Source organism: Actinomadura oligospora ATCC 43269, assembly GCF_000518265.1.
In the GTDB taxonomy this organism is placed as follows: Bacteria; Actinomycetota; Actinomycetes; order Streptosporangiales; family Streptosporangiaceae; genus Spirillospora; species Spirillospora oligospora.
Window position 1 is genome coordinate 349,793 of record NZ_KI912411.1, and the last position, 16,505, is coordinate 366,297.

General features: G+C 73.8%; 15 protein-coding genes. 13 read left to right on the forward strand and 2 right to left on the reverse strand.

Annotated features, from left to right (window positions below):
- Positions 1-8: 8 nt before the first annotated feature.
- The gene (locus tag P696_RS0138550; protein WP_026416501.1) at positions 9-806 is read left to right on the forward strand and encodes an alpha/beta hydrolase; all 798 of its coding nucleotides are present in this window, start codon (positions 9-11) and stop codon (positions 804-806) included.
- Between the two features lie 49 nt (positions 807-855).
- Positions 856-2,679: an asparagine synthase (glutamine-hydrolyzing) gene (gene asnB, locus P696_RS0138555; protein WP_026416502.1), complete on the forward strand. Its 1,824-nt coding sequence runs from the start codon at positions 856-858 to the stop codon at positions 2,677-2,679.
- A 6-nt stretch (positions 2,680-2,685) separates the two neighbouring features.
- Here the strand turns inward: asnB and P696_RS0138560 are convergent, their stop codons facing one another.
- Together P696_RS0138560 and P696_RS0138565 are read right to left on the reverse strand one after the other, a co-directional pair.
- Positions 2,686-4,335: an AMP-binding protein gene (locus P696_RS0138560; protein WP_026416503.1), complete on the reverse strand. Its 1,650-nt coding sequence runs from the start codon at positions 4,333-4,335 to the stop codon at positions 2,686-2,688.
- A gap of 121 nt (positions 4,336-4,456) precedes the next feature.
- A complete protein-coding gene (locus P696_RS0138565) occupies positions 4,457-6,778 on the reverse strand; it encodes a lantibiotic dehydratase (protein ID WP_026416504.1) in 2,322 nt (773 codons plus the stop codon).
- A 92-nt stretch (positions 6,779-6,870) separates the two neighbouring features.
- Here P696_RS0138565 and P696_RS0138570 point away from each other — a divergent pair, with 92 nt between their 5' ends.
- The 11 genes from P696_RS0138570 to P696_RS0138620 all read left to right on the forward strand — a co-directional run bounded on the left by P696_RS0138570 (position 6,871) and on the right by P696_RS0138620 (position 16,477).
- Entirely contained in the window at positions 6,871-7,920 is a 1,050-nt protein-coding gene (locus tag P696_RS0138570) for a ketoacyl-ACP synthase III family protein (protein WP_026416505.1), read from the forward strand.
- A gap of 221 nt (positions 7,921-8,141) precedes the next feature.
- Entirely contained in the window at positions 8,142-9,062 is a 921-nt protein-coding gene (locus P696_RS50975; protein ID WP_034489074.1) for a sulfotransferase, read from the forward strand.
- A 1-nt stretch (position 9,063) separates the two neighbouring features.
- A complete protein-coding gene (locus P696_RS0138580; RefSeq protein ID WP_026416506.1) occupies positions 9,064-9,843 on the forward strand; it encodes an SDR family NAD(P)-dependent oxidoreductase in 780 nt (259 codons plus the stop codon).
- 12 nt (positions 9,844-9,855) lie between these two features.
- Positions 9,856-10,683, forward strand: coding sequence for a family 3 encapsulin nanocompartment shell protein (locus P696_RS0138585; protein ID WP_026416507.1), 828 nt, complete (start codon positions 9,856-9,858; stop codon positions 10,681-10,683).
- Positions 10,680-11,540 (forward strand): transketolase, encoded by an 861-nt coding sequence (locus tag P696_RS0138590; RefSeq protein WP_051468823.1) that lies wholly within the window; start codon positions 10,680-10,682, stop codon positions 11,538-11,540. Before P696_RS0138585 ends, P696_RS0138590 begins: the two co-directional genes overlap by 4 nt.
- 53 nt (positions 11,541-11,593) lie before the next feature.
- Positions 11,594-12,607, forward strand: a complete 1,014-nt coding sequence (locus tag P696_RS50980; protein ID WP_051468825.1) for a transketolase family protein — start codon at positions 11,594-11,596, stop codon at positions 12,605-12,607.
- Positions 12,582-12,749, forward strand: a complete 168-nt coding sequence (gene lysW / locus P696_RS0138600) for a lysine biosynthesis protein LysW (RefSeq protein ID WP_026416509.1) — start codon at positions 12,582-12,584, stop codon at positions 12,747-12,749. Before P696_RS50980 ends, lysW begins: the two co-directional genes overlap by 26 nt.
- Positions 12,746-13,645, forward strand: a complete 900-nt coding sequence (lysX, locus tag P696_RS50985; RefSeq protein WP_211245970.1) for a lysine biosynthesis protein LysX — start codon at positions 12,746-12,748, stop codon at positions 13,643-13,645. Before lysW ends, lysX begins: the two co-directional genes overlap by 4 nt.
- Positions 13,642-14,649, forward strand: coding sequence for an N-acetyl-gamma-glutamyl-phosphate reductase (gene argC / locus P696_RS0138610; protein WP_026416510.1), 1,008 nt, complete (start codon positions 13,642-13,644; stop codon positions 14,647-14,649). Before lysX ends, argC begins: the two co-directional genes overlap by 4 nt.
- Positions 14,649-15,449, forward strand: a complete 801-nt coding sequence (locus tag P696_RS0138615; RefSeq protein WP_026416511.1) for a [LysW]-aminoadipate kinase — start codon at positions 14,649-14,651, stop codon at positions 15,447-15,449. The genes argC and P696_RS0138615 overlap by 1 nt, the downstream gene beginning before the upstream one ends.
- Positions 15,446-16,477 (forward strand): M20/M25/M40 family metallo-hydrolase, encoded by a 1,032-nt coding sequence (locus tag P696_RS0138620; protein ID WP_026416512.1) that lies wholly within the window; start codon positions 15,446-15,448, stop codon positions 16,475-16,477. Before P696_RS0138615 ends, P696_RS0138620 begins: the two co-directional genes overlap by 4 nt.
- Positions 16,478-16,505: the final 28 nt, after the last annotated feature.

Below are 16,505 nucleotides of genomic sequence, written 5' to 3' on the forward strand. Positions count from 1 at the left end.
GCCGGGCGATGAAGGTTCTGACGGAGACCTGGTGGAGCGCGTCGATCGGCCGGGAGAAGACGGTGACCGTCCTGCTGCCGCCGAGCTACTCCGCGGTCGGCGGCCCGTTCCCGGTGCTGTACCTGCTGCACGGTTTCGGCGGGAACCGGAACACCTGGCTCCGGTGCGCCGACCTCGCGACCGTGGTCGACTCCCACCGGCTCGTCCTGGTCCTTCCCGAGTCGGGACGCGCCTGGTTCATCAACGACGCGAGGGGACGGCGCTACGAGGACTACCTGGTCGGCGAGGTCGTCGACCACATCGACGCGGGCTTCAACACCGTCCCCACCCGGGACGGACGGGCCGTCGGCGGCTTCTCGATGGGCGGGGCCGCCGCCCTCTACCAGGCGCTGCTGCACGGCGACCGGTTCTCGGTCGTGTGCAGCAACGGCGGCGCGTTCGAGGCCCCGCTGCGGGAGGGCGACCCGTACGACGGCTTCCGCGGCGACCGGAACCTGGCGATACCGACCACCAGGGACCACGAGCGCGTGTGGGGCCCGGTCGGCAGCGACGTCCGGCGCAGGTACGACCCCTACCGCCTCATCCGGAACCGCGGGCCGGAGCATCCGCTCGAGGTGTACCTCGACATCGGCCTGGACGACTACCCCCGGATGATCTCCATGAACCGGCGGACGCGGGACGCGCTGGCCGCCGCCTCCGTCCCCCACGAGTACCGGGAGCGTCCCGGCGGCCACGACTGGGACTTCGTCAACGCGGGGCTCCCCCGCCTCTTCGCGTTCACGCAGAGCCACCTCCTCTCCGCGTGACCTCCACGCCTTCCCCCTCTCCCAACGGACGACGACCAGAGGACTGCTCATGTGCGGCATCACCGGATGGGTCGACTGGACGCGGGACCTGCGGGAGCAGCGTCCCGTCATCTCGGACATGACACGGACGCAGGCCCCGCGCGGCCCGGACGCCGAGGGCGTCTGGCTCTCCGCGCACGCCGCGTTCGGGCACCGGCGGCTCTCGGTGATCGACATCGAGGGCGGGCGGCAGCCGATGCTGCGGACCGGACGGCGCGGCGAGCAGGCCGTCATCACCTTCAGCGGCGAGATCTACAACTTCCAGGAGCTGCGCGCCGAGCTGCGGTCGGCCGGCTGGACGTTCGACACCCGGTCCGACACCGAGGTGCTGCTCGTCGCGTATCTGGAGTGGGGTCCGGACTTCGTCCACCGGCTGAACGGGATGTTCGCGTTCGCCCTCTGGGACGACCGGCTGCGGCGGCTCCTGCTGGTGCGGGACCGGCTGGGCATCAAGCCGCTCTACTACGCCGCGCTGGGCGACGGGATCGTGTTCGGGTCGGAGCCCAAGGCGCTGCTGGCGCATCCCGAGATGGCCGCAGAGGTGGATCTGGAAGGGATCGCCGAGCTGATGGTCGTCCCCAGGGCCAAGACGCCGGGGCACGCGGTCTACCGGGGGATGCGGGAGGTCAGGCCCGGCCACCTCGTCGTCGCCGACGCGTCCGGCCACCAGGAGCGCCGCTACTGGCAGCTCGAGGCCCGGCCGCACACCAAGGACTTCCGTGCCACGACGGACGACGTCCGCGCGCTGCTCACCGACATCGTCGACCGCCAGCTGGTCGCCGACGTCCCGGTCGGGACGCTGCTGTCCGGCGGGATCGACTCGAGCGCGATCACGGCCATGGCGGCCCGGAGGGTCGGGGGCGGTCTGACCAGCCACTCGGTGAGCGTCCCCGCGCCCGCGAGCCCCGGCAGCGACGCCTGGCGGCCGAGCCCGGACGAGCCGTACGCGAAACTGGTCGCCGAGCGGCTCGGCCTCAAGCACCACGTCACCGAGGTCGGCACCGGCGACCTGGTCCAGGGCGTCGAGCTCGGGCTGCGGGCGCGGGACCTGCCCGGCTGGGGAGATCTCGACACCTCGATGTACCACCTGTTCCGGTCCGTCCGGGAGCAGTGCACGGTGGCGCTGTCGGGCGAGTCCGCCGACGAGATGTTCGGGGGCTACGCCTGGCAGATCGACGAGCGGTTCGTCCGGCACACCTCGTTCCCCTGGATGTACGCCAGGCGGCAGCCGCAGCACCTGCTCCGGGACGAGATCCGGCGCGCGATCCGGCCGGAGGAGTACGAGGCCGAACGCTACCGGCAGGCACTGGACGAGGTCCCGCGCCTGGACGGCGAGGATCCCGTCCGGCGCAGGCAGCGGGAGGTGTTCCACCTCGGCCTGACGCGGTGGCTGGGCGCGCTGCTCGACCGGAAGGACCGGATGAGCATGGCCGTCGGCCTCGAGGTGCGGGTCCCGTTCGCCGACCACCGGCTCGCCGAGTACCTGTTCAACGTCCCGGCGGAGCTGAAGGCGCACGGCGGGATCGAGAAGGCGCTGCTCCGCCGGGCCACCGCCGACCTCCTGCCGGAGGAGATCGTCAACAGGCCGAAGAGCGCCTACCCGGCCAGCCAGGACCCCGGGTACGTGGCGGCGATGCAGGACCTCGTCCTCGGCCTGCTGGACGAGCCGGACGCGCCGCTCTTCGCCCTCATGGACCGGGAGAAGGTCCGGACGGCGGTCACCTCCGAGCTGGACACCCTGCCCGGCCCGATCACCGCCCGGACCTCCGCGATCGGCCTCTCCTACCTCCTGGAACTCAACCGCTGGCTCACCGGGGTGCGCGTCGTCGCCTGACCCGGGTCAGGGCGTCCGGGGTGGCGGCACCGCCGCGTACCGCTCCCGCAGTTCCGCCTTCCGGATCTTGCCGGTCGCGGTCCTCGGCAGGTCGTCGACCACCTCGAGGCGCTGCGGCCAGTACGCCTTGGTCATTCCGGCCTCGTCCAGCGACCGTTGCAGCTCCTCCAGGGTGACCGGCGGTCCCGGCGGGGCCGGGAGGACCACGGCGGTGATCGTCTCGTCCTCGTGTTCGTCGCGGACGCCGATGACCGCGACGTCGGCCACCCCGGGGTGCCGTCCGATGATCGCCTCGAGGTCGGTGACCGGCGCGATGTTGGCGTTGCGCAGGATCATGTCCTTGGCGCGTCCGGTGATGCGGATGCCGCCGCGCCCGTCGGGACGGGCCAGGTCCCCGGTGTTGAACCAGCCGTCCGCGTCGAGTTCGGCGTCGTACAGGTGCTCCCGGCGGTAGTAGCCGAGGCACTGGGTCGGGCCCCGCACCCACAGGACGCCCTCGCCGTCGGTGCGGTCCGAGAGGGCGTCGATCCGCAGTTCCATGTCCGAGATGGCGCTGCCGTCGCTGTGCGCGGCCCAGTCCTCGGGGTCGTCCGGGCGGGTGACGGTCACCGGGCCGTTCTCGGTCATGCCCCAGAGCGAGTGCAGCTGGAGTCGGAAGACGTCCCTCGTGTCGCCGATGAAGTACGGCGGGATCGGCGCCGACCCGGTGATCAGGACGGCGAGTTCCGGGATGGCGCGCGGCCGGGCCCGCTGCTCCTCGATCAGGCTCAGCAGGTAGAAGGGCGCGCAGTAGAAGTAGGTGACGCCGTGCTCGGCCATGTGGTCGAGGGCGGCGCCGGGGTCCTTGGCGTCCTGGAAGGCCATGGTCCCGCCCAGCATCAGCGGAAGCAGCATGCCCTGCACGAGGCCGGTGTAGTGGGTGTACAGCGCGGTCGTGTACATGACGATCGTGTCGTCGAACCCGAAGACGTCCGCGGTGCCGCGCATGGACGCGTACAGGGTGTTCTGGCTGTGCAGGACGCCCTTGGGCTCGCTCGTCGTGCCCGAGGTGAACAGGATGAGGAACGGGTCGTCGGGGCCGAGTTCGCGTTCGTCGAGCAGGTGGCCGTGCCGCTCCTCCCAGGCGGTCCCGAAGAAGAACGACTCGAACTGCTCGGTGCCGTCCGGGCCGGGGCCGTCGGCGACGAACACGCGTTGCAGGGACGGCAGTTCCGCGGCGAACTCCGCGCCCAGCTCGCCCAGCCTGTCGCCGTTGTCCTCGGCCATGGTGACGAGCACCCGGGCCTCGGTAACGCGCAGCATGACGTCGAGCTCGCGGCGGCGGTAGGTCTTCATCAGCGGGCAGTACACGACGCCGGAGCGGATGCAGGCGAGCGTGAGGGCGGCCAGTTCCCAGCGGTCGGTGAGCTGGGCCGCGAAGACGTCGCCGGGCCGCAGCCCGAGCTCGACCAGGGCGCCCGCGCACCGGTCGACGGCCGCGGCGAGTTCCAGGTAGTCCAGACGGGTCGTCCGGCCGTCGGACTGCCGGCGGGCGATCAGCGCGGTCTTGCGCGGCGTCTCGCGCCCGGAGCGCCGCAGGTCGTCGAGGAAGGTCTCGTCCCGCCACCAGCCCTGGTCGCGGTAACGCTCGGAGGTCGTCGCGGCGATCTCGGCCATGTCTGCTCTCCCGTTCTGTCCTCGCCGAGGAATGGGTGTGCTCGAGCCGGTCGTTCGGGTCCGCCAGGAGTGAAGATCCATGATCTTGATCGGTTTGTCCAGGCTCGCGGTCGGCGAGAGGTCAGGCGGGCGGCCCGGGGCGTTCCGGGTCGCGGATCTGTATGCGCAGTTCGGAGGAGTAGCGGCGGCCCCGCGCGTCCTCCAGCCATGCCTCCTCGGGGCCGGGCAGCAGCTCGGTGAACGTCACGGGGACCCCGTCGCCGGACGCGTCGCGCGCCGAGCGGACCATCGAGGCGAACGCCGACACGGACCGGGGTCCGGTGAAGTCGACGTAGGTGGGTTTGATCTCCGTGCCGACCTTGGCGAACACGCGCTCCGGCAGCCCGAGCGAGGCGCGCAGGCGGCGGGCGGCGAGGTACTCGGGGACGGCGCCCTTCTTCGGGGCGATGCCCGTCTCGCCGACGGTCGTCCGCCAGGTCTCGCGGACGACGACCAGGCGGTCCAGCGTGACGCGCGGGTGGTGCGCGCCGGTGCCGATGCGTTTGAACGCCTCGGCGCCCAGCCAGCCGAACAGCAGCGAGAACACCTCGCGGAGCGGGCGGCGCGGCCCGTCCGGGCCGACGGCCTCCAGCGTCCCGTCGCGGTCGGTGACGGTGAGCGTGACGAGCGGCAGGACGCGTCCGGGGTCGGCGCCGGGCGCGGCCGTGAACGCGAGCTGGTGGTCGGTGGCGCCGAGCACCGGCGCGATGCGCGCGGTGTACTGCGGCCACCAGGTCGGGTACAGCGGGCGGAACTGCGGGCCGATGTCGGCCGCGGCGGCCTCGCGCAGCTTGTCGGGGTCGGGGTGCCGGTCGGTGAAGACGGCGCTGTCGAGCGTGGGCCCTGCGGTGTGCATCTCGCCGAGCACCAGGGTGAACTCCCCCGCCGCCAGCGCGGCGACGCTGGACGCGCCGATGTGCAGGTCGGGGCTGTGGATCCGGGCCGCCGCCCAGCCCGGACGGTCGGCCGCGAACAGCCGGGCCGCCCGGCCCGCGAGGTCGGCGCTGTCGAGGCTCAGGCGGCTCTCGCCGGACGTCGCGGCGTCGATCCCGGCCAGGTCGTTCCAGCGGCGGGCGAACTCGGCGGCGACCGCGTCCGCCGGACGCTCCGGGCCGCTCAGCAGGGGCTGGACGGCGTCCCAGAACAGGGGCATCGGCACGCCGTCCGCGCCCGGTTCCCGGAGCCGTTCGTAGAGCTTGCGGAAGGCTTCGTCGTAGGCCTCCGCCAACGCCGCCGAGACCCAGCGCGCGGCGGGCAGCAGCACCCGGCCGAACGGTCCCGACAGCGCCTCCAGGACCGGCCTGCCGAAGGAGATGTCCAGGTCGCGGACGGTGTCCTCGAAGCACACGCGCCGTCCCGCGTACATCTGCCCGTCCCGGCGTCGCGGCTCGGCCCCGGTCACGTCCGTGAACTCGGCGTCCAGGTTGTCGAGGGCGTCGGCCAGCGCGTCCGCGTCTCCGGCGGCCTCGGCGACGGCGTCGCGGGCCCGGTCGAGACGGTCGAGCCCGGCCAGCGCCAGCTCCCGGGCGCGCGGCTCGGGGATCGCTTCGAGCGTCTCGCGCAGGACGCGCTCGGCCCGCGAGTTGTAGGGCATGTTCACGCCCTGCCAGACGATCCCGCCCTCCACCAGCCGGTCGAGCACCGCGGCCTGGCGCAGGTCGGGGGCGATCTCGGCCGCGGCCCGGACGCCGTCGCACCGTGCCAGCACGGCCGCTTCGACATCGTCCAGGGGCACGGGGTCCTTGCCTGGCTGGAGGAGGTGGCCGTCCCGGACGGCCAGGTGCGGGTGGATTCCGGCGGGCAGCCAGGGCGCCACGTCGGGGTCGGTGAGCAGGGAGGTGACGTACGCCTCCAGCACCCAGAACTCGTAGGAGACCTGCCGGGACCGCACGAGTCCCGGGCCCGGGCGGGCGGTGACCGCCGCGTCCGCGTCCGGGTCGAGCGTGCCCCAGGTGACCGGGCCGAAGAAGCCGATGGTGTCGTTCTTGCCGCAGTAGCGCTGCCAGTAGCGGACGACCGCGCTCTCCCTCGCGCGCCGCCTGTGCCGGGCGCGGCGGAGCTCCTTGCCGGTCATCCCGCCCCCGGGGGACGGCTCGGGCTCGGCCAGCCGCGCCAGGTGGCGGGCCGCGCCGAGGTTCTGCCAGGTCAGGGCCTCACGGAAGAGAGGGTCGGTGGCCACCTTCAGGGCGGCGCGTCCCGCGTCCGCGAGGGCCGCGTCCAGGGCCCGGGTGAACTCGTCCTCGCTCGCGCGGCCTCCCAGGAAGGCGTCCGCGACGGCCGCGCAGCCGGGCGCGGCGAAGAGGGTGAGCCCGTCCGCCGGGAACCCGGTGGTCCGGAGGATCACGTCCTCCCAGACCGTCCATTCGGTACCGGGAAGCGGGATCGAATGCTCCTTGTCGCCCACGCGGCCTCCTGCCGACGCCGGAAACGGTTCTCCCCCGACGGTGATCACCCTAGTGTGATCACCGTCCGCCGTCACCGTCCCCGGAGGTGCGCATGCGCTGCGACGGCCTGTTCCTCACTGGTCTTTCCCATCATCTCCCCCCGCCCACCAGCGTGACGGAGGCGGTCGCGGACGGCCGCTACGACCCCGATGACCTGGCCGCCGACGAGTACGCCTCCATCACCGTCGCCACCGACGAGGCTCCCCCCGAGATGGCCGTCGCGGCGGCGCGGCGGGCGCTGCGGCGGGCGGGGGCGCCGCCGTCCGAGGTCGCGCTCCTGCTGCACGCGTCGACGTGGTTCCAGGGCGTCGACTACTGGCCCGCCGCGTCGTACGTCCACCACGAGGTGCTCGGCGACGACGGACGGCACGCGCCCGCGTTCGACGTCCAGCAGATGTGCGCCGGGGCGATCGGCGCGATCGAGCTCGCCGCCTCGTACCTGGCCGCCGACGCGTCCCGCCGCTGGGCCCTGGTCACGAGCGCCGACCGCTTCGGCGGCCCCGGTTTCGACCGGTGGCGCGCGGACGTGTCCGGCCTGGTCTACGGCGACGGCGCCGCCGCGGCGGTCGTCGGACGGGAGGGATTCGCCCGGCTACTGTCGGTTTCCACGGTCGTGGACACCACACTCGAAGGCATGTACCGGGGCGACGAACCATTCGCGACGATGCCCGGCCGCACGGTCGACGTGCGGTCCCGGCGCGCGGCGTTCGCGGCGTCCCTCGCGGACGGCGCGCGGCGGCTGGTCGGCGGCGTGAACGAGCGGATCGACCGGGGCCTGACCGAGGCCGTGGACCGGACCCTGGACGAGGCCGGGCTGAAGCTCGGCGACGTCGGCCGCGTCGTCTTCCCGAGCGTCGGCCTGCGCGTGCTGCGGACCCGGTACGCCGAACCCCTCGGCCTGGACGTCGCGCGCACCACCTGGGACTGGGGCCGCCGCACCGGCCACGTCGGCGCGGCCGACCAGCTCACCGGGCTGACCCACCTCGTCGAGTCCGGCCTGCTCGAGCCGGGCGAACGGGTGCTTCTGGTCGGGATCGGCGCCGGGTTCGCCTGGAGCTGCGCCGCCCTGGAGATCACCCGCGTCCCCGCCTGGGGAGCCTGACGCCGGGGCGGAACCGGCCGCTCACACCATGAAGCCGGACGGCCTCCGCGGCAAGCGGGGCCGCTCCGGCGTGCCGTCGTGGGCTCCGTCCGCGCGGTTCTGACGTCCGCCGCCGAAACATCGGTAACCGGTCGAGCCGGATGGTTCCTTTATTCAGAAGATCATGTTTTCATGCTGACTGACCAATTCGCGCCGGTCCTCCCAAGGGGTCGTGGTTGCCGATGAAGGTGCTCTACATCACCGGTTGGTGCCGTAGCGGAAGCACGGTGCTGGGCAACGTCCTCGCCGAGGTCCCCGGAGTGGTCCACGTCGGTGAGCTGCGTTTTCTCTGGCTCAACGGCGTCCTCGGCAGCGGCAGCAACGCCCGGTGCGGGTGCGGCCTGAACCACCGCGAGTGCCCGGTCTGGTCCCGGGTCCTGGAGGCCGTCCGGCCGGACGGCAGGACGCTCGACCAGCACGCCGCCGACGTCGTCGCGTGGCAGGAGGCCCACCGCACGCGGCACACCTGGCGGACGCTCCGCAACGCCCCGCCGCCCGGACACACGCCGCCCGGGCGCACGCCGCGTGACGGGTGGCCCGCCACGCTCGCCGCGACCTACGAGGCGATCGCCGAGGTCTGCGGCGCCCACACGGTCGTCGACAGCTCCAAGTACGCCTCCGACGCCGCGCTGCTGTCCGGGCTGCCGGGGATCGAGGCGTCCTACGTCCACCTGATCCGCGACCCGCGCGCCGTCGCCTGGTCCTGGATGCAGCCCAAGGAGTACACCGGACGCCGCTCCGCGCTGAACAGCACGCTGCACTGGACCGGCTTCAACCTGGCGGCCGAGGCCGTCGGCCGGACGCACCGCGCGGACGCGCTGCACCTGCGGTACGAGGACCTGGTGCGCAGCCCGGCCGGCGCCGTCGCCGACATCCTCAAGCTCATGGGGTACTCCGGTCCCAACCCCGTCGCCGCCGACGGGACGGTCGAACTCGGCGGCAACCACACCGTCACCGGCAACCCGAACCGGTTCGGCCGCGGGCGGACCCTCATCCGCGAGGACCGCCGATGGCACACCGACCTGCCCCGTCCACAGCGGGCCGCGACCACGCTCCTGGCGCTTCCGCTCCTGCGCCGGTACGGCTACGAGACGAAGGTGTGAGATGGATCTGGGACTGAAGGGGAAGGTGGCCCTGGTGTCGGGCGGCTCGTCGGGCATCGGCCTGGCGATCGCCCGCGACCTGGTCCGCGAGGGCGCCACGGTGGCGATCGGGGGCCGCGACGCCGGACGGCTCGCCAAGGCCCGCGACGAGATCTCCGCCGACCTCGGCGTCGAGGTCGGCACCCGCGTGCTCGACCTGCGCGACACCGACGCCGCGCGCGCCTGGGCCGACGACACCGCCGCCGAGCACGGCGCGCTGCACATCGTGGTCAGCAACGCGGGCGGCCCGCCCGCCGGGCCGACCGGCGCGTTCGGCCCGGACGGCTACCGCGACGCGATCGACCTCGCGATGATCTCCCACATCGGGTTCGTCCAGGCCGCGCTCCCCCACATGCGGCGTGCCGGGTGGGGGCGGGTGCTGATGGTCACCAGCGAGACGATCCGCGACATCATCCCCAAGTACGCGCTGTCGGCGATCGCGCGTTCGGGACTGGCCGCCTACGCCAAGACCCTCGTGCACGAACTGGGCCCGGGGGACGTCACCGTCAACGTCCTGGCGCCCGGCTTCACCGCGACGGACGCCCTGCTCGGCAGCCTTGAAGCCGGTGTCGACGTGGACGTGGAGACCGCCCGGATCGCCGAGCGGGAGGGCATCCCGCTCGGCCGGGTGGCCCGTCCCGAGGAGGTCGCGGCGGCCGGAACGTTCCTGTTGAGCGCCCGCGCGAGCTTCGTCACCGGAACCGTCCAGGTCGTCGACGGCGGCCGCTCCCTGGGGATGTGAACCTTGTCCGAAGTGCGCATGATGCTGGACGATCCCGAGCTGACCCGCCGCAGCCCGGGTGAGGAGTTCGCGCTCGCCCACGCCCGGTACGGGCCGAAGGCGGCCGTCGACCTGCGCGCGTCCATCAGCGATCTGTTCCCGCCCGCCAAGCGGCGGCCCCGGCTGACCGTCCGGCACCTGCTCCGCAAGGCGGTCGTGGACGCCGACGAGACCACCGTGTTCACCGAGCGCGCCGAGAACGTCGCGCCGGACGACGCCGCCCCCGAGTGGGAGTTCGAGGTCGGGTCGCGGACCGTCCGGACGCAGACCGTCCGGGCCGCGGTGCCGGTCCCGCCCGAGGTGCTCGCCGACCCGGCCGCGCTGGCCGCGTTCGTCGACTACCGGCTGCTCGTCCGGCTCGGGACCGCCGAGAACGACGTGCTGCTCAACGGTTCCGGCGACATCCGCGGGCTGCTGCGCACGCCGGGCATCCGCCACCGGGAGCCCAAGCCCACGGACCGGACGGCCGCCGCGACGCTGCTGGCCACCGCCGCGCTGTGCGAGTGGTACGGCGGCTCGGCCGACGGGATCGTCATGCATCCCGACGACTGGTGGCCCCTGGTGGACGACGGCGCCTTCCTCGAGCGGCTCTCCACGCAGGGCGTCAAGGTCAGCCGCACCCGCATGGTGCCGCCGGGGACGGCCCTGGTCGGCGACTTCACCGCCGCGGCGACCTTGCTGGACCGCCGCTCGTCCACGATCCGGCTGGACGGGAACGAACTGGTCGCCGAGATCCGGGAGGGACTCGCCGTGCACCTGCCCGGCCACTTCGTGCTCGCGACGCTCCCGGGCCGCCCATGAGCGACCCGGCGACGACAGGCCCGGCGGTTGGCGGCCCGGCGGCGGTGGAGCTGGCGGCGACGGCCCACCGGGTGCGGGAGCACATCGTCGGCATGTGCGCCGGTCCGGAGGGCGGCCACCTCGGCGGGTCGATGTCGCTGGTGGAGATCCTCACCCTTCTCTATTTCGACGTGCTGCGGATCGATCCGGAGCGTCCCGCCGCGCCGGACCGCGACGTGCTCGTCCTCAGCAAGGGGCACGGCGCCATCTGCCTCTACGCCGTCCTCGCCGAACGCGGGTTCTTCCCCGTCGGGGAGCTCGCGGAGTACGCGCGGCCGGGCAGCCGGCTGATGGGGCATCCCATCCGCGCGGTGCCCGGGGTGGAGATGCCCACGGGTTCCCTCGGTCACGGCCTCGCGCTCGCCAACGGCTTCGCCCTCGCCGACCCGGACCGGCGCTGCTTCGCCGTCATGGGCGACGGTGAGCTGCAGGAGGGGTCGGTGTGGGAGGCGGCGATGACCTCGGTGTCCCTCGGGCTGGGCAACCTGACGGCCGTCATCGACCGCAACCGTCTCCAGCTCACCGGACCCACCGAGGACACGGTCGGCCTCGAACCGCTCGCGGACCGGTGGCGCGCCTTCGGCTGGACGGTCCGGGAGGCCGACGGCCACGACTTCGACGCGCTGCGCGCCGCACTCGAGCCGGGCGGGCCGGCCGATGAGGGCCGTCCGACGGTGGTCATCGCGCACACCGTCAAGGGACGCGGGCTGCCGTCGGTCGAGGGCCGTCCCCAGTCCCACTACGCGACGCTGGGCACCCGTCAGGCCGAGCGTGCTCTGGCCGTGCTCCGCGCCCGGCACAGGAGGGCGACGGCATGACCGAACAGAGCCTCCACTCGAGACCGGAACACGCAGGCCCCGCAAAACCGCAGGTGAAGCCAACACCAGCGCGGTCGGCGCGGGAGGCGTACAGCGCCCTTCTGCCCGAGCTGATGCTCGCCGACGAGCGGCTGTACTGCCTCGACAGCGACACCGGGCTGTTCGCCCCGGACGCCTTCGCCGCCGTCCCCGGCCGTTACCTCAACCTCGGCATCGCCGAGCAGAGCCTGATGGGGACGGCCGCGGGACTGGCCGCGAGCGGGAAGATCCCGTTCGTCACCACCATGGCCACCTTCGCCGCGACCCGCGCGCTGGAGGCCATCAAGATCGACATCGCCTACAACGCGCTTCCCGTCCGGATCGTGGCCACGCACGGCGGGCTGGCCGCGGGCCATCTCGGCCCGACGCACCACGCGCTGGAGGACCTGGCCGTCATGCGGACGCTGCCCGGCCTCACCGTGGTCGTCCCCGCGGACGCGGGCCAGGCCGAGGCGGCGATCCGGCAGAGCGCGGCGCTGCCCGGCCCCGTCTACGTGCGGCTCGGCCGCAAGGCCACCCCGGACGTGGGCGGCGGAGCGTTCGAGATCGGCCGGGCCCAGTGGCTGCGGCCCGCCGGGGCCGGGGCGTCTCCGGACGTCGTCCCGCCGCCCGGGGACGTGGCGATCATCGCGTGCGGGCCGCATCCGGTGCTGGCCGCGCTGCGCGCCGCGGACCGGCTCGAGGCGCGCGGCGTCCGGGCGACCGTCCTGAACCTGCACACGCTGCGTCCGCTCGACGTGGACGCGGTCGTGGCGGCGGTCGCGGGGACGGCAGGGGCGGTCACGGTCGAGGAGCACTGGCGGTCCGGCGGCCTCGGCGGCGCGGTCGCCGAGACGCTGGCCGAGCACGCGCCCGCCCGGGTCGCCCGGGTCGGCATGCCGGACGTCTTCGCAGGTCGAGCGGGCGGTCAGGACGACCTGCTCGAGCGGTACGGCATCACGGGGGACGCGGTCGTCACCGCGGCCATCAACCTGATCACCGGAATCCCCGGAGGAAACACCGATGAGTCAGACCTGTCCCGAATGTGAAGGCCCCGTCGAACTCGCCGAGCCGGTGCGGCTGAGCGAGATCGCGCAGTGCGCGGACTGCTCCAGCGAGCTGGAGGTGGTCGGCCTCGACCCGGTCGCGCTCGCCCTCGCGCCCGAGATCGAGGAGGACTGGGGAGAGTGAGGCCGCTGGCCGTCCTGGCCTCCCGGGTGCGGTACGAGGAGAAGCGGATCTTCGCCGCCCTGGAGCGCCGCGGGGTGCCGTACACGCACCTCGACACCCGCCGCTTCAGTGTCGAGCTCGGCGGCGGGACGACCGGGCCGTCCTGCGCGGCGGCCCTGAACAGGGAGATCTCCCACAGCCGCGCGCTGTACGCGTCCATGCTTCTGGAGGCGCGGGGCGTCGCGACGGTCAACCGGTCGGACGTGATCGCCGTGTGCGGCGACAAGCTGCGCACGTCGCTGGCGTTGGAACGTGCCGGGGTCCCGTCGCCGCGCACGGCGGTCGCGCTCAGCCCGGACGAGGGCGCCGACGCCGCCGAGCGGATGGGGTTCCCCGTGGTGCTCAAACCGCTGGCGGGCTCCTGGGGACGGCTCGTCGCGGCGGCCCGCGACCGCGACTCCGCCGAGGCCCTGCTGGAGCACCGCGCGGCCCTGCCGTCCCCGCTGCAGCACATCGTCTACCTGCAGGAATTCGTCGACAAGCCGGGCCGCGACATCCGGGTCATCGTGGCCGGGGACCAGGTGGTCGGGGCGACCTACCGCTACTCCGACGGCTGGCGCACCAACGCGGCGCGGGGCGCGCGCTCCGAGCCGTGCCCGCTCGTCCCCGACCTGGTCGCCCCGGCGCTCGCGGCGGCGCGCGCGGTCGGCGGCGGCGTCCTGGGCGTCGACCTGGTCGAGGGCCAGGACGGTCCGCTGGTGCTGGAGGTCAACCACGCCGTGGAGTTCCAGGGGTTCCAGGCCGCGCACGGCGACGCCGTGGACGTGGCGGACGCGATCGTCGCGTACGCCGTCGCGGCGGCCGAGCGCAACGAAGAGGCCCTTGAGAACGAGGACGCCCTTGAGGAGGCGCGGTGATCCGGGCCTCCGTCATGGGCGCCGCCGGATACCTGGGCGGCGAGCTGCTGCGGCTGCTCGTCGGGCATCCCGAGGTGGAGATCGTCCAGGCGGTCTCCACCCGGTTCCCGGGGCGGCGCGTCGACTCCGTCCACCCCAACCTGCGCGCGCAGACCGACCTGGTGTTCAGCGCGGCCGACGACCTGACCGGCTGCGACGTGCTGTTCCTCGCGACGCCGCACCGGACCACCATGACCCTCCTCCCCGGGGTCCGGCCCCGGGCCGGGACGGTCATCGACCTGTCCGGCGACTTCCGTCTGCCCGACACCGCCGTCTACGAGCGGTACTACGGCGTGCCGCACACCGCGCCCGGCCTGCTGGGCGAGTTCGTCCCCGGCGTCCCGGAGATGTTCCGGGACGAGCTGGCCAAGGCCGACCTGATCAGCGTGCCCGGGTGCATGGCGACCGCGGCGATCCTCGCGTTGCGTCCGCTGGCCGGGCTGGTCGGCCAGGACGTGCAGATCGACGCGCGGACCGGGTCGTCCGGCTCGGGCGCCATGGCCGGGGACGGCAACCTGCACGCCGAGCGCAGCGGCGCGATGCGGGTGTTCGCTCCCGTGCGGCACAGGCACGAGGCGGAGGTGTCGCGGCTGACCGGGCTGAACGCGCGGATGACCGCCACCGGCGTCGAGGCCGTCCGCGGCGTGCAGGTCGTCTGCCACGCCACCGGGACGGCCGACGAACGGACGATCCGCCGCGTCTACCGCGAGCACTACGGCGACGAGCCGTTCGTCCGGATCGTCGCGCACCGCAAGGGCGCCCACCGGCTCCCCGACCCCAAGCTGCTGTCCGGCACCAACTACTGCGACGTCGGGTTCGCCGTGGACGGTGAGCGGATCACCGCGATCGCCGCGCTGGACAACCTGGTCAAGGGCGGTGCGGGCGCGGCGGTGCAGTGCCTCAACATCCGCACGGGCCGGCCCGAGACCCTGGGCCTGGGGTTCCCCGGCCTGCATCCGGTCTGATGGGCGTCACCGTGGTCAAGTGCGGCGGCGCGGTGCCCGCCGAGGCGGTCTGCGCCGACCTCGCGGACCACGTCGGCGAGGTCGTCCTGGTGCACGGCGGCGCGCCGGAGATCGCGCGGCTGTCCGGCGAGCTGGGCGTGGCGTCGCGCACGCTCGTGTCGCCCAGCGGCGTGACCAGCCGGCACACCGATCCGGCCATGCTGGACGTCGTGACGCTCGCCCTCACCGGACGGGCCAAACCGCGGCTGCTGCGTTCCCTCGCAGGGCACGGCATCCCGGCCGTGGGTCTGACCGGCCTGGACGACGGGCTGCTGCAAGCCCGCCGGAAGGCCGCGCAGCGGGCCGTGCGCGACGGCCGGACCGTCGTCGTCCGGGACGATCACAGCGGGCGCGTCACCGAGGTCCGGCCGCGGGTGCTGCGCGTCCTGCTCGACGCCGGGTTCGTCCCGGTGGTGTCCCCGCCCGCGACCGGCGAGGACGGAGCGCCGGTGAACGTGGACGCCGACCGTGCCGCGGCGGCGATCGCGGCCGCGCTCGGCGCCGAGCGGCTCGTCCTGCTGACCTCGGCTCCGGGGGTGCTGCGCGACGCGTCCGACGCCGGGAGCCTGCTCGGCCGCTGCGCGCTCCCCCACGAGGGCCCGGTGCCCCACGCGGCGAGCGGCGGCATGCACCGCAAGCTGATCGCCGCCCGCGAGGCGCTGCTGGCCGGCGTCCCCCGGGTGTCGGTCTCCGACGGACGGATCCCCCACCCGGTCACCGCCGCCCTGGGCGGCGCCGGCACCACCTTGGAGATCTCTTGAGCACCCCGGTCGACCTGCTGCACGACATGCTCGCCATCCCTTCGCCGTCCGGCGGGGAGGACAGGCTCGCGCGGTTCCTGGAGAAGGCCATGAACGACCTCGGCCTCGCCGCGCGCCGCGACGAGGCCGGGAACGTGATCGGCGAGACCGGCGCGGGGAACGGGCCGGTGGTGATGTTCCTGAGCCACCTCGACACCGTGGACCGTCCGCTCCCGGCCCGCCGCGAGGACGACCGGCTGACCGGCCGGGGCGCCGTGGACGCCAAGGGCCCGCTCGCCGCGATGATCTGCGCCGCCGCGTCCCGGCCGTCCTTCCCCGGGACGATCCGCGTCGTCGGGGCGGTCGAGGAGGAGCGGTTGTCGCGCGGCGGCGAGCATCTGGCGCGGACCCTCCCGGCGCCGGACGCGCTGCTGGTCGGCGAGCCGAGCGGCTGGTCCCGCGTGGTGCTGGGTTACAAGGGCAAGATCGACGTCGGCTACCGGGTGACGCGTCCCGCGACGCACTCGACCAATCCGACCGCCAAGGCGACCGAGGCCGCCGTGGCGTTCTGGCACGACCTGCTCGACGCCCTCGGCCCCGAGCGCGACCACGGCGCGTTCGGCCTGCCCGCCGCCACCCTGCGCGGGATGCACGGCGATCCCGTCGAGGCGTGGCTCGACATCGACTGCCGGATCCCGGTCGGGTTCGACGCCGGGTCCTTCGCCGAGCGGCTCCACGCGTGCGCGAACGGCGGCGAGGTCACAGTCGTCCGGCACGTCCCGGCGGTGCGGAGCGGACGGTCCGACCCGGTCGTGCGGGCGGTGTCGGCGGCCATCCGGCAGTGCGGCGGTGAACCCAGGCCCACGCTCAAGACCGGCACGTCCGACATGAACACCGTGGCGCCGCACTGGACCATGCCGATGGCCGCGTACGGCCCCGGCGACGGTTCCCTGGACCACGGGGACGACGAGCACATCACGATCGACGAGTACCTGAAGGGCGTGGACGTCCTCACCAAGACCCTGGACGAACTCGCCGCCGCCCTGTGACCTGGCACAGGACGACGGCGGGTGGTCC